Source organism: Bradyrhizobium sp. INPA03-11B, assembly GCF_040446015.1.
Lineage (GTDB): Bacteria > Pseudomonadota > Alphaproteobacteria > Rhizobiales > Xanthobacteraceae > Bradyrhizobium > Bradyrhizobium macuxiense_A.
In genome coordinates this window covers 32,647-44,670 of sequence record NZ_JASGSR010000068.1, presented here as the reverse complement: position 1 = coordinate 44,670, position 12,024 = coordinate 32,647, and the positions used below count along the sequence as shown (strand labels likewise).

General features: G+C 59.7%; 13 protein-coding genes. 11 read left to right on the top strand and 2 right to left on the bottom strand.

Annotated elements, in window-relative coordinates; genetic code table 11:
* The 9 genes from nifD to QMZ05_RS25700 all read left to right on the top strand — a co-directional run.
* Positions 1 to 1,342 (top strand): nitrogenase molybdenum-iron protein alpha chain (gene nifD / locus QMZ05_RS25740; RefSeq protein WP_353703291.1); only part of this gene is annotated, 1,342 nt, incomplete at its 5' end.
* 67 nt (positions 1,343 to 1,409) lie between these two features.
* The gene (nifK, locus tag QMZ05_RS25735) at positions 1,410 to 2,966 is read left to right on the top strand and encodes a nitrogenase molybdenum-iron protein subunit beta (protein WP_353703290.1); all 1,557 of its coding nucleotides are present in this window, start codon (positions 1,410 to 1,412) and stop codon (positions 2,964 to 2,966) included.
* 108 nt (positions 2,967 to 3,074) lie between these two features.
* On the top strand, positions 3,075 to 4,748 hold the full coding sequence (gene nifE, locus QMZ05_RS25730) for a nitrogenase iron-molybdenum cofactor biosynthesis protein NifE (RefSeq protein ID WP_353703289.1): 1,674 nt from the start codon (positions 3,075 to 3,077) through the stop codon (positions 4,746 to 4,748).
* Between the two features lie 9 nt (positions 4,749 to 4,757).
* Positions 4,758 to 6,164 carry a nitrogenase iron-molybdenum cofactor biosynthesis protein NifN gene (gene nifN / locus QMZ05_RS25725; protein WP_353703288.1) on the top strand — a complete coding sequence of 469 codons (1,407 nt, stop codon included), beginning with the start codon at positions 4,758 to 4,760 and terminating at the stop codon, positions 6,162 to 6,164.
* Complete coding sequence (gene nifX, locus QMZ05_RS25720; RefSeq protein WP_353703287.1) at positions 6,161 to 6,556, top strand: nitrogen fixation protein NifX; 396 nt, start codon at positions 6,161 to 6,163, stop codon at positions 6,554 to 6,556. Before nifN ends, nifX begins: the two co-directional genes overlap by 4 nt.
* A gap of 7 nt (positions 6,557 to 6,563) precedes the next feature.
* Positions 6,564 to 7,034, top strand: coding sequence for a NifX-associated nitrogen fixation protein (locus QMZ05_RS25715; RefSeq protein WP_353703286.1), 471 nt, complete (start codon positions 6,564 to 6,566; stop codon positions 7,032 to 7,034).
* Positions 7,035 to 7,043: 9 nt separating this feature from the next.
* On the top strand, positions 7,044 to 7,244 hold the full coding sequence (locus QMZ05_RS25710) for a CCE_0567 family metalloprotein (RefSeq protein ID WP_353703285.1): 201 nt from the start codon (positions 7,044 to 7,046) through the stop codon (positions 7,242 to 7,244).
* Positions 7,245 to 7,258: 14 nt separating this feature from the next.
* A complete protein-coding gene (fdxB, locus tag QMZ05_RS25705; RefSeq protein ID WP_353703284.1) occupies positions 7,259 to 7,555 on the top strand; it encodes a ferredoxin III, nif-specific in 297 nt (98 codons plus the stop codon).
* A 407-nt stretch (positions 7,556 to 7,962) separates the two neighbouring features.
* A complete protein-coding gene (locus QMZ05_RS25700) occupies positions 7,963 to 8,394 on the top strand; it encodes a Rieske 2Fe-2S domain-containing protein (protein ID WP_353703296.1) in 432 nt (143 codons plus the stop codon).
* Positions 8,395 to 8,404: 10 nt separating this feature from the next.
* On the opposite strand, the gene QMZ05_RS25695 is transcribed toward QMZ05_RS25700, so the two are convergent.
* Positions 8,405 to 8,995 (bottom strand): hypothetical protein, encoded by a 591-nt coding sequence (locus QMZ05_RS25695; RefSeq protein WP_353703283.1) that lies wholly within the window; start codon positions 8,993 to 8,995, stop codon positions 8,405 to 8,407.
* 389 nt (positions 8,996 to 9,384) lie between these two features.
* Positions 9,385 to 11,115: an ATP-dependent Clp protease adaptor ClpS gene (locus QMZ05_RS25690; protein ID WP_353703282.1), complete on the bottom strand. Its 1,731-nt coding sequence runs from the start codon at positions 11,113 to 11,115 to the stop codon at positions 9,385 to 9,387.
* Between the two features lie 273 nt (positions 11,116 to 11,388).
* Between QMZ05_RS25690 and QMZ05_RS25685 the strand changes: the two genes are divergently transcribed.
* Both QMZ05_RS25685 and QMZ05_RS25680 read left to right on the top strand, forming a co-directional pair.
* The gene (locus QMZ05_RS25685; RefSeq protein ID WP_353703281.1) at positions 11,389 to 11,709 is read left to right on the top strand and encodes an iron-sulfur cluster assembly accessory protein; all 321 of its coding nucleotides are present in this window, start codon (positions 11,389 to 11,391) and stop codon (positions 11,707 to 11,709) included.
* A gap of 16 nt (positions 11,710 to 11,725) precedes the next feature.
* Positions 11,726 to 12,013, top strand: coding sequence for a hypothetical protein (locus tag QMZ05_RS25680; protein ID WP_353703280.1), 288 nt, complete (start codon positions 11,726 to 11,728; stop codon positions 12,011 to 12,013).
* The last annotated feature ends 11 nt before the right edge of the window (positions 12,014 to 12,024 follow it).

Sequence of the window (12,024 nt, the reverse complement as noted above, 5' to 3'; positions counted from 1 at the left end):
CATCAAATCCATACCCGGCGTGATGACAATTCGCGGGTGCGCCTACGCGGGTTCCAAGGGCGTGGTCTGGGGGCCGATCAAGGACATGGTTCATATCAGCCATGGCCCGGTTGGCTGCGGCCAATATTCGTGGGGCTCGCGCCGTAACTATTACGTAGGTACGACGGGCATCGATAGTTTCGTGACCTTGCAGTTCACCTCCGACTTCCAGGAAAAGGATATCGTGTTCGGCGGCGACAAGAAGCTCATCAAAGTCATGGATGAGATCCAGGAGCTGTTCCCGCTCAACAACGGCATCACCGTCCAGTCGGAATGCCCGATCGGCCTGATCGGCGATGACATCGAGGCGGTCTCCAGAGCGAAGTCCAAGGAATTCGGCGGCAAGACCATCGTGCCGGTCCGCTGCGAGGGTTTCCGTGGCGTATCGCAGTCGCTTGGCCATCATATCGCAAATGACGCGGTGCGTGATTGGATCTTCGACAAGGGTGGCCCGGAAAGCAAGCCAAGGTTCGCGCCGACCCCCTACGATGTCGCAATCATCGGCGATTACAATATTGGTGGCGACGCTTGGTCGTCTCGAATTCTGCTGGAGGAAATCGGCCTGCGCGTGATTGCCCAATGGTCCGGCGACGGCTCGCTGGCCGAGCTCGAGGCAACGCCGAAGGCAAAGCTGAACATCCTGCATTGCTATCGCTCGATGAACTACATCTCGCGCCACATGGAAGAGAAGTTCGGTATTCCCTGGTGCGAATATAACTTCTTCGGGCCTGCAAAGATCGCAGAATCACTGCGCAAGATCGCGGGCTATTTCGACGACAAGATCAAGGAGGGCGCCGAGCGGGTGATCGAAAAGTACCAGCCGCTTGTGAACGCTGTGATCGCAAAATATCACCCGCGCCTGGAGGGCAAGACGGTTATGCTGTTCGTCGGCGGATTGCGTCCGCGTCATGTGATCGGCGCATACGAAGACCTCGGCATGGAAGTCGTCGGTACCGGATATGAGTTCGGACACAACGATGACTACCAGCGCACCGCCCAGCACTACGTGAAAGACAGCACGCTCATCTACGACGACGTCAATGGCTACGAGTTCGAGCGCTTCGTTGAGAAGATCCAGCCCGACCTGGTCGGCTCGGGGATCAAGGAAAAATACGTGTTCCAGAAGATGGGTGTGCCGTTCCGGCAGATGCACTCCTGGGACTATTCGGGCCCGTATCACGGCTATGACGGGTTTGCGATCTTCGCGCGCGACATGGACATGGCGGTCAATTCGCCGATCTGGAAGAAATTGAAGGCGCCCTGGAAGGACGTCCCAAGACCGCAGCTCCTGGCCGCAGAATGACGCAAACAAGCCTGCTCTCTGCCTAGAGACGGGACGACGTTATCACGATACCTGAAAGGCTTTTACCATGGTGCAGAGTGCAGACCATGTGCTCGATCACTTCGACCTGTTTCGCGGGCCGGAATACCAGCAGATGCTGGACAACAAGAAGATGTTTGAGAACCCTCGCGATCCTACCGACGTCGAATGCGTCAAGGAGTGGACGAAGACATCAGAATATCGCGAAAAGAACTTCGCGCGGGAGGCTCTGACGATAAACCCGGCCAAGGCCTGCCAGCCGCTCGGTGCGGTGTTCGCCTCCGTCGGTTTCCAGGGCACGCTGCCTTTCGTGCATGGCTCCCAAGGCTGCGTGGCCTATTACCGCAGCCATCTGTCGCGGCACTTCAAGGAGCCGAGCTCTTGCGTGTCCTCGTCGATGACGGAAGACGCCGCGGTATTCGGCGGCCTGAACAACATGATCGATGGGCTCGCCAACAGCTATAATATGTACAAGCCCAAGATGATTGCGGTCTCCACCACCTGCATGGCGGAGGTGATCGGTGACGACCTCAACGCCTTCATCAAGACGTCGAAGGAAAAAGGCTCGGTGCCGGCGGATTTCGACGTCCCGTTCGCGCACACGCCGGCGTTCGTCGGCAGTCATGTCACCGGCTATGACAATGCACTCAAGGGGATCCTGGAGCATTTTTGGGACGGCAAGGCCGGAACAGCAGACAAGCTCGAGCGCAAGCCGAACCGCAAGATCAACCTCATCGGTGGCTTCGACGGCTATACAGTCGGCAACCTTCGCGAGATCAAGCGTATTTTCGAACTGATCGGTATCGAATACACCATCCTCGCCGACAATTCCGAAGTTTTCGATACACCGACAGACGGCGAGTTCCGGATGTATGACGGCGGCACCTCGCTGGAAGACGCCGCGAACGCGCTTCACGCCAAGGCAACGATCTCCATGCAGCAGTGGTGCACGGAAAAGACGCTGCCGTTCATCGCCGACCATGGCCAGGAGGTCCTGGCTTTCAACTATCCGGTGGGCGTATCCGCAACGGATGAATTCCTGATGGCGTTGTCGCGCATCAGCGGCAAGGAGATCCCGGAGGAACTCGCCCGAGAGCGCGGTCGCCTGATCGACGCGATGGCTGATTCCAGCGCGCACATCCATGGCAAGAAGTTTGCGATCTATGGCGATCCGGACCTCTGCCATGGGTTGGCTACTTTCCTGCTCGAACTCGGCGCCGAACCAACGCATGTGCTGTCCACCAACGGCAACAAGGCCTGGGGCGAGAAAATGCGGACGCTATTTGGGAGCTCGCCTTACGGGCAAAACTGCCACGCCTATCCGGGGCGAGATCTCTGGCACATGCGCTCGCTGTTGTTCACCGAGCCGGTCGATTTTTTGATTGGAAACACCTATGGCAAGTATCTGGAACGCGACACCGGCACGCCATTGATCCGCATCGGCTTCCCGATCTTTGATCGCCATCATCATCACCGCTCGCCGGTGTGGAGCTATCAGGGCGGCATGAACGTGCTTGTGAAGATTCTCGACAAGATCTTCGACGAGATCGACAAGAAGACGAACGTTCTAGGCAAGACCGACTTTAGCTTCGACATCATTCGTTGATGACGAGCAACGCGCGTGCCATCGCCGGACAATATCGGCGGTGGCAGAACGCAGGATGGGCAAGCCTTACACATCAAGCCTTGCAGATAGCGTGAGAGGAAAAGACGGATGAGTTCGCTACCAGCCACGGTGCTAGATGTCTTCAACGAGCCGGGCTGCGCCAAGAATGCCAACAAGTCACAGGCCGAGCGGAACAAGGGCTGCACCAGGCAGCTGCAGCCCGGCAGCGCCGCCGGCGGCTGCGCCTTCGACGGCGCCAAGATCGCGCTGCAACCGTTTACCGACGTTGCCCACCTGGTGCATGGCTCGATCGCTTGCGAAGGCAATTCGTGGGACAATCGCGGCTCGGCATCATCGGGGGCGAACTTGTGGCGCACTGGATTCACGACCGATCTGACCGAAACCGATATTGTATTTGGCGGCGAGAAGCGGCTCTACAAGGCGATCAAGCAGATCATCGACAAGTGCGACCCGCCGGCCATCTTCGTCTATCAGACCTGCGTTCCCGCCATGATCGGCGACGACATCAACGCAGTCTGTAAGGCAGCGTCGCAAACATTCGGCAAGCCGGTTATCCCCGTCAATTCGCCGGGCTTCGTCGGTTCCAAGAACCTCGGCAACAAGCTGGCCGGCGAGGCCTTGCTCGAGCATGTTATCGGAACGCAAGAGCCGGACTACACCACGCCCTACGACATCAATCTGATCGGGGAATACAATCTGTCCGGTGAGCTTTGGCAGGTCAAGCCGCTGTTTGACGAACTCGGCATCCGCATCCTGTCCTGCATCGCTGGTGACGGCAAATATCACGAAGTCGCCTCCTCGCACCGGGCACGCGCTGCCATGATGGTATGTTCGAGGGCGATGATCAATGTCGCGCGCAAGATGGAGGAGCGTTACGGCATCCCGTTCTTCGAAGGCTCGTTCTATGGCATCCAGGACTCCAGCGACGCACTGCGCGAGATTGCGCGGCTCCTGGTCGAGCGCGGCGCACCGGAAGATCTGATCGGGCGCACCGAGGCGGTGATCGCGCGTGAGGAAGCGCGGGCCAGGGCCGCAATCGAGCCGTACAGGCCGCGCTTCAAGGGCAAGAAGGTCTTGCTGATGACCGGTGGCGTCAAGTCCTGGTCGGTCGTTGCCGCGCTGCAGGAAGCCGGGCTCGAACTGGTCGGAACCAGCGTGAAGAAATCCACAAAAGAGGACAAGGAGCGGATCAAGCAGTTGATGGGGCAGGACGCCCACATGATCGAGGACATGACGCCGCGCGAAATGTACAAGATGCTGAAGGACGCGAAAGCGGACATCATGCTCTCGGGCGGCAAGTCGCAGTTCGTCGCGCTGAAAGCGGCGATGCCCTGGCTCGATATCAACCAGGAGCGCTGCCACGCCTATATGGGCTATGTCGGGATCGTCAAGCTGGTCGAGGAGATCGACAAAGCGCTGTTCAACCCGATGTGGGAGCAACTGCGTCGACCGGCGCCGTGGGACGGTCGTGCCGACAATTGGCAGACCAGGGCGATGGCGCAGCTCGACGTGCCGCCGATTGAGATCGTCGCCGATCGAACACTGACGCAGAAGACCCCGCGCGCGAAAAGGATTTGCTTCTGCAACACGGTCGACCTCGGCACGATCGAGGATGCGATTCGCTCGCATAACCTGACCAGCGTCGAAGCGGTCACACAGCACACCCCGGCGGTCGGTGGCTGCTGCAGACGCCGGATCGAGGACATCCTGGCGGGCAGGCCGATCTCCTGGTGGCCGGCCACGCTGCAGGCCGCGGAATAGGGTGGCGTCATGGTCCTTGTCACCGCGCCGAAGAAGGCCTGTGCGGTCAACCCACTCAAGATGAGCCAGCCGATCGGGGGCGCATTCGCCTTCATGGGGCTTCGCGGAGCGATGCCGCTTCTGCATGGCCCGCAAGGATGCACGTCCTTTGGGCTCACACTGTTCGTGCGGCATTTCAAGGAGCCGGTGCCGCTGCAGACCACAGCGATGAGCGAGGTAACGACGGTGCTCGGCGGCTATGAAAATGTCGAGCAGGCGATACTCAATATCCACAATCGCGCCAAGCCGGAGATCATCGGGATCTGCTCGACCGGGGTGACGGAAACCAACGGCGACGATGTTGACGCCTACATCAAGCTGATCCGCGAGAAGCATCCGCAGCTCGCCAAGCTTCCTCTGGTCTATGTCTCGACGCCCGACTTCAAGGACGCATTCCAGGACGGCTGGGGAAAGACGGTCGCGCGCATGGTCGAGGTGCTGGTCGAGGCGCCCGCGACCGGGGCCGAGCGCAATCCTGCGCAGGTGAATGTCCTTCCCGGATGTCACCTCACGCCGGGTGATCTCGACGAACTGAGGATTATCCTTGAGGATTTCGGCCTGCAGCCATCCTTCCTGCCCGATCTGGCGGGTTCGTTGGATGGGCATATCCCCGATCAGTTCACTCCGACGACCATCGGCGGCATTGGGATCGATGACGTCGCGCGCATGGGCCGAGCCGGCTGGACGATTGCGATCGGTGCGCAGATGCGGCGGGCGGCAGAGGCCATGCAGGCCAAGACAGGGGTGCCTTTTCGGCTGTTTGAACGACTATGCGGCCTGATTCCCAATGATGACTTCATCGCTTTTTTGAGCGAGATCAGCGGCCGCCCTGTGCCATCGAGATATCGGCGTCAGCGCGGGCAGCTCGTCGATGCGATGCTGGACGCGCATTTCCAGATCGGCGGCCGCAGACTTGCGATCGGTGCAGAGCCTGACCTGTTGTTTGACCTATCCAGCATGCTGCACGAGATGGGCGCGCAGGTGACGGCGGCCGTGACGACCACGCAGTCGGCGGTGCTGGAGCAGATCAAGGCCACGGAGGTGCAGATCGGCGATCTGGAGGATCTGGAAGAGCTTGCCAGGACCAGGAATTGCGATCTGCTGATCACGCATTCGCATGGTCGGCAAGCCGCGGCACGCCTGAAGATTCCATTCTATCGGGCGGGCTTTCCGATGTTTGATCGGCTCGGGTCAGGACATCAGCTATCCGTCGGCTATCGGGGCACGCGCGATCTGATCTTCGATATCGCCAACCTGGTGATCGCCGACCGCGAGGAAAATCATGCGCCGACGCCTGATAGCTGGCGGAACTCGACGCTGCCGTTAAGGGGCGGCCGCCGAAGCTCCATCGACTCAACAGAGAGGTCGATTGCATGAAAGTTGCGTTCGCTACCCAAGATCTCAGGCGCGTCGATGCGCATTTTGGCTGGGCGAAGAATATCGCCGTCTACGATGTCGGGCCAGGCGGGCACGTATTTCTGAAGGCGGTCCAGTTCGACGGCGAACTGAAGGAAGACGGCGACGAGGACAAGCTGGAGCCCAAGATCGAGGCGATCAAGGATTGCGCCATCCTCTATGTCGGTGCCATCGGCGGCTCCGGCGCTGCGCGGGTGGTGGCCAGAAAGATCCATCCCATCAGGGTCAACAAGCCCGAAAGTATCCAGGCACTGCTGGAAAAGCTCGAGCGCGTGCTGAAGGGGACGCCGCCGCCATGGCTGCGCAAAGCCTTGGCCAAGGACCAAAAGCGTACATTCGATTTCGACGAATGAGGATCACATGACCGAGGCTGCAGACGTAATGCAACCCGCTGGCGGGTTCGATGCACCATTCGTCAAAGAGCTGGTCAGGATTTGGCGGGCTGAGGACATGGGCGGCGCCTGGGCCGGCAAGAGCGATCTCGACCTCCTCGAGCCTTATATCCTGGACAAGGAGAAGCGACGTGCACTGCCGATCGTTGGCGATCCCGATCCCGATACGGTCTGGCGGCTGGAGCTGTTCTTCAATGCCGTTGCGCTTTCGATCGAGAAGGCGACCGACGTGATGATCCAGCCGATGCTGAAGATGCACCATGAGGGCTTTGGTCGCATGGTGCTGATTGGGGGCCGGCTGATCGCGGTGAACAAGCAGCTGCGGGATGTGCATCGCTTCGGATTCGACAATCTCGCAAAGCTTGCGAATGAAGGTAACAAGTATGTCCGGGACGGAATCAAGATGATCAGGAAATTTCCTGATGTGGCGAACTATTGAGGGCCGCGCATGAGCGATCGAGAGATACTGCTAGCAGAATTGAAGAAGCTGTCGTCCAGAGCGCTGCAGGCCAAAATGGATCTGCACGATCTTTCGGAAGAATTGCCCGTCAACTGGACTTCGATCATGGCGGTGGCCCAGAGGGCGCACGATGCCTACGCCGAACTCGAGCGCAGGAGCCAGGACCTGAAGGCGCTGGAAAAGGCGTAGAGGGGATCCCCATCATGTCATTTGCAACGCGCGATGGCCGCGACTGGACGCCGGACTATTTGAGCGCGATCGATGCCAAGAAGTGCATCGGCTGTGGCCGCTGCTTTAAGGTCTGCGGTCGTGATGTCATGACCCTGAAGGGCATCAACGAGGAGGGCGAACTTGTCGACCTCGATGATGATGATGATGAGGTTGAGAAGAAAATCATGGTCATGAATGACCAGGGCGCCTGCATCGGCTGCGGCGCCTGCGCCAGGGTTTGTCCGACCAATTGCCAGACCCACGTTTCCGCTGCAGCGGAAGCGGCTTGAGGCGGCCTATGTCCGCCTCTCCCAGAAGTAGGCTAAGCGTGGGCAAGATGAACGCCGCAATGGTGCAGCTTTACGAAGATCGCAGCACCTTTCGATACCGGCCATGTCGTGGAGTGCTGGGATCTGAGGGCCGCGAGCTTGATGGTTCGCGCAAACACTGAAGAATCTCATTTGCCGCCGAAGTGCGAATTGGGCTGGTCCAGCAACTAGCCGGAAAAAAGCCCGAAGATCAATTTCCGTGGCAGCCGTGGAGCTGCGTCTGCGGTGGAGCGAGACAGCGCGAATGCTCGCGCGGTTGGTCGACCGTGTCCCTGGTCCAATCGGGTGCGGACGCCATTTCGGACGCTGCGGGTTCCTAAAAAGTGGACGATCCGCGGCTCTGCGATTCCTGCAGGCCTGATCGCAGGATGATCAATGTGAGGTGTATGGTGATCAAACAAGGGGTGCAGCCCAATACCGTCTATGCGATTTGCGGCTTCAACGACATTCCAAGCCGCCAGGCCATGGGCTTCCATCTCATGATCGTCGGCGAGGACGGCAAGCACAGGCCGTGGTCCATCATTGTGGTGCGTTGGGGCAAGAAGGTGCTTGGCTATCTCAACAAATGCCCACACAACGACGTCAATCTGGACTGGGAGCGCAACGAGTTCCTCGATCCATATGGAATCCGGCTGATGTGCGGCAAGCACGGCTCAACCTTCGAGCTTGGCACTGGCCGCTGCGTCGACGGCCCTTGTAAGGGCGCAGAGCTCACGCCGGTCGCGCTGACGGTTCTGGACGGCGACATATGCGTCGTCGGCGTGCGACTTGTCGAGGAGGATCCCGCCGGCGAGAGCTGAAACTGCGCGCTCAGACCGGCCGGTTCTCGTTGCGGTTCTTCACAGGCGCCATTCGCTTCAGTCCGTCTTGGTAAGAGATCTCATCATAGGACGCATCGAGATCCTTTGCCGCATCGAGCAGGTAGTCGAGCTTGCCGCCCGCGTCGAGCTTCTTGATGTCATCCTTGTTGATCCCGACCAGGTCCATCATCTCCTTCCAGACTGTGGATTCATCGCATGGCAGCACGTGGAAGGTGACATTGCCCAGCTTGATTCGGTATTTCGCCAACAGGTCAATGTTGTTGCAGAATATAAAGTAGCGACCCTCCGGGCTGAGCGCCCCGTCAAGCACGTCTGCGACGTCAGCAAGATAAGCGAGGGAGTGCAGATAGCCGGCCAGCAACGGAATAGTGCTTCCCCCTTCCTGCGCAACCGTCAGAACCTGCTCGATCGAATAGTCCGGCGGCCGCTTCTCGTCCGCGAGCTGGGCCTGGAACTTCAGCGCGATATCGCCGCGGAAGCCAAACCGGCCCGGCTTGGTGGTCCCGCCTTTGAGTACGGCGTTGAGCAGGCGCCCCTCCTTCTCCAGCCGGCCGAGCGCGGTGTTCTCGATTGCAGTCATGAAGATCGTCCTCAATCTGAGCTGATCGCCGGACACTTTTTTGCCGGCGAGACAGGCAATGCAAAGGTCTTGCCGTTGCAAGCGCGACGGTTCATCGGGGTATTCCTGGAGAAAATGCGGGAAGTGGGCCGCGATCGCCGAACAACAGCGTCAGAAACGCGACGCGCGTTGCAGCGTCAGTGCTTCGAAAATGTAAGCATTGTCGGACCGCGTGGGCTACGGCTATGGGATCTGCTCCTTGTTTGGTTCGGTCGTGAAACTGGTCGTTTTCTGTTGCAGTGCTTTACGGTTTGGTGCGCCAGCGCACTGGAGGAGCCCCATTCAGCCCTGGCGGCCGCGCTCGGTGTCCTCCTCTTGCGAGTTTGCGGGCGAGCCAATGGGCGGCAGGCTTAATGCCGCGCTTTCCTTGACTTCCGAGGCGATTCGATTGCGCCAGTCGCCCCGCTTCGAGCCCCAGCAGCCATCGCTTGGGAGCCGCCGAGCAGCTTCGCGTTGAGCCGCCCGCCGACGAACAACATATCATCGAGCGCTTCGTGGATATCGGCTGTGATCACTGAATGTCCGCCGTCACGCGCAATGCTTGATTGCGTGATGCGCCGCATCAATTCCTTGATGAAAGTGACACTGGCGCCTTCGGTGCTGCGTACGGCCTCGGTAATGATCTCCCCCTCAAGCGGCAGGCCTCCGCTGTAAAGCCGGATCAGCTTGCCGCGGCTGGCTGCATCCGGCAGCGGCATTTCGATCGCCTGGTCGATGCGGCCGGGGCAATCGGCGAGGGTGACCTCGAGTTGGTCGGGGCGGTTGGTCGTGAGCACGAAGAGGATATCGGCGTCCTCCTTCAAGCCGTCCATTTCATTGAGCAGCTTGCTCAGCAGGGACACCTCGCATGCTGCCAAAATGCTGCGGTTGCTCGCGGTCCGATCGACATCGTCGATCACCACCATTGTCGGTTGCAGCAGGCGCGCCAGTGCCATATAGGCGCTCAGCAGCTCGAGCTGATCGGCGGTGATGATCAGCGTGGTGTATTCCGGCAGGTTAGTGGCGAGATAGTGGACCGTGTGGGTCTTGCCGGTGCCGGGCGGGCCATAGAGCAGAATGCCCTTGCGGGTCGACTGGCGGAGCCGGCGGAGTGCATCGCGCGCATCGACGAAGCCCAACACGCTGCGATCGAGCAGCTTGAGTGCCCGTTCGGGCAAGATGACGTCCTCACGTTTGACCTTCGGCAGCCGATGTACCGTCACACCTCTGATGCGGCCAGGGCAATCCGCGCCCCCGTCGAGCGAGATGATCTTGCCACGATAAGAGCATGCAGAGTGGATGGTCCGTTCTAGTTCATCAAAGCAGCATTGCACGAAGCTGTCGCCGGTATCGCGCGCAGGAACGATTATTTCAATGCGGATCAGGGCCTCGCGGCCAAATTCGCGATCATGGGAGAGCACGACGGCGTAGGGGAATTCGCTCGCTTGGCAAAGCCACAAGCCGTTACGCAAGCATTTGACTGGCGCCATCTCGCCCGTATCGATCTCGTCAAATTGCGGCGGCACAAGGGAAATCGCATCAGATCCACGGCGTTTCATTCGAGCGAATGAAAGCGCCTCATCCCAATGCCGTTCATACGCGCCAAAGAAGCGGATTGGGTCGGCAAAAAGCTTGTCGATAGCGACCTGAACATCGGCGCGCATGTAGGTCGGCAGGTGCCGCACCGTGGTGGCGAGTTCTCCGGGCAGGAAATCGAAAAAGTGCCAGTCCAGCGCATCACAGGCGTATTCGAATTGCACATCGGACAGGTCGGCTGTGTCCGCCTTGCCCGCGGCTTCACTCGTGATCAGCAAGGGAAATCCTGCGGCGCGAATGCGATTCTGTGCTTCCTCTATCAGCGCTTTCGCAACTGAGGGTGGGTAGGGGCCGCAGACGGCCTTGCCCTGCTGCCAGACGAACTCGGCAAGTGCACTGGCATCTCGCTGCTGCTTTCCGAATACCTCGCGCAGCAGGCGCACGACGAAACCGACAGGCGTGTCGTCGTCATTATGAAAAACAAGCTGAATGGATTCAGCGTCTACACAGACCGGGTCCATCAAAACCCCCGGTGAGCGTTCTGGTTCTTCGGGCATATGCGTCATGCGAATCGTCCTCGTCGAACGTGATCACCGGGCCGGGCCGCCGGCACGAGGCGCGATGCAAATTCGCTGCCGTGACGCGCCTCATGCTGGAGCAGCGCAATCCATGAGGAACCAGCCGGCTCGCCGCCGCGCCGTCCATACCCTTGTCAGGAAGCCGACATGCGTTGCAAAGCAAACGGCGCGGTCCGAAAAGGCCAGTATTGTCAGACACGGCGGGCTGGCATGCGAATTGCCAATTCGCATGCGCCAGCTCAGTTAAGTGGAGGGTGAGTGATGATCAATCTGACAGACAGCGCGTTGAATGCGGTCAAGAGCGTGCTCGCAACGTCGGCGCAGCCAGCGCGCGGTCTGCGCATCATGGTTGAGGCCGGTGGATGTGCCGGGTTCAAATACGCAATGGACCTGGCCGAGCAGGCGAAGCCAAACGAGACCGTGATCGAGCGGGACGGCATCAGGGTCTTCGTCGACAATATGAGTTGTGATCACCTCGCCGGCACGACCATCGACTTCGTGGTGAAGCTGGAGGGCTCGGGATTCACCTTCGATAATCCCAACGCCGGCTCGACCTGCTCCTGCGGCAAATCGTTCAGCTGATGACGAGGGACAAAGCATGCTTATCCCCGAGCCACTGAAGCATCCGCTGCTTACTGAGACGGATCGGGAGCAACTCATTCGCGCGGTGATCGAGGAGATCCGACCCAATCCGCAATGCCATAGTAGCGATGGCCGTCTGGTCGAGATTGGCCGCAGCCGGAGCATGGTCAAGCCGACCAGAACATCCATGCTCTGCAAGCTTTCTGGCAGGACGCTCGAAAGCATTCAGGCGCAGCTGATCGGAAAGCTCGGCAAATTCGTCGGCCTGATCCCCCTGGCCGCCGCGGCCAAGGCGCGGGATTGAGCGAGGCCTGA

Excerpts from the sequence above, each read along its gene's own strand:
- nifK (WP_353703290.1), top strand. The coding sequence starts at position 1,410 with ATGGTGCAGAGTGCAGACCATGTGCTCGATCACTTCGACCTGTTTCGC.
- nifE (WP_353703289.1), top strand. The coding sequence starts at position 3,075 with ATGAGTTCGCTACCAGCCACGGTGCTAGATGTCTTCAACGAGCCGGGC.
- nifN (WP_353703288.1), top strand. The coding sequence starts at position 4,758 with ATGGTCCTTGTCACCGCGCCGAAGAAGGCCTGTGCGGTCAACCCACTC.
- nifX (WP_353703287.1), top strand. The coding sequence starts at position 6,161 with ATGAAAGTTGCGTTCGCTACCCAAGATCTCAGGCGCGTCGATGCGCAT.
- QMZ05_RS25715 (WP_353703286.1), top strand. The coding sequence starts at position 6,564 with ATGACCGAGGCTGCAGACGTAATGCAACCCGCTGGCGGGTTCGATGCA.
- QMZ05_RS25710 (WP_353703285.1), top strand. The coding sequence starts at position 7,044 with ATGAGCGATCGAGAGATACTGCTAGCAGAATTGAAGAAGCTGTCGTCC.
- fdxB (WP_353703284.1), top strand. The coding sequence starts at position 7,259 with ATGTCATTTGCAACGCGCGATGGCCGCGACTGGACGCCGGACTATTTG.
- QMZ05_RS25700 (WP_353703296.1), top strand. The coding sequence starts at position 7,963 with ATGATCAATGTGAGGTGTATGGTGATCAAACAAGGGGTGCAGCCCAAT.
- QMZ05_RS25695 (WP_353703283.1), bottom strand. The coding sequence starts at position 8,995 with ATGACTGCAATCGAGAACACCGCGCTCGGCCGGCTGGAGAAGGAGGGG.
- QMZ05_RS25690 (WP_353703282.1), bottom strand. The coding sequence starts at position 11,115 with ATGACGCATATGCCCGAAGAACCAGAACGCTCACCGGGGGTTTTGATG.
- QMZ05_RS25685 (WP_353703281.1), top strand. The coding sequence starts at position 11,389 with ATGATCAATCTGACAGACAGCGCGTTGAATGCGGTCAAGAGCGTGCTC.
- QMZ05_RS25680 (WP_353703280.1), top strand. The coding sequence starts at position 11,726 with ATGCTTATCCCCGAGCCACTGAAGCATCCGCTGCTTACTGAGACGGAT.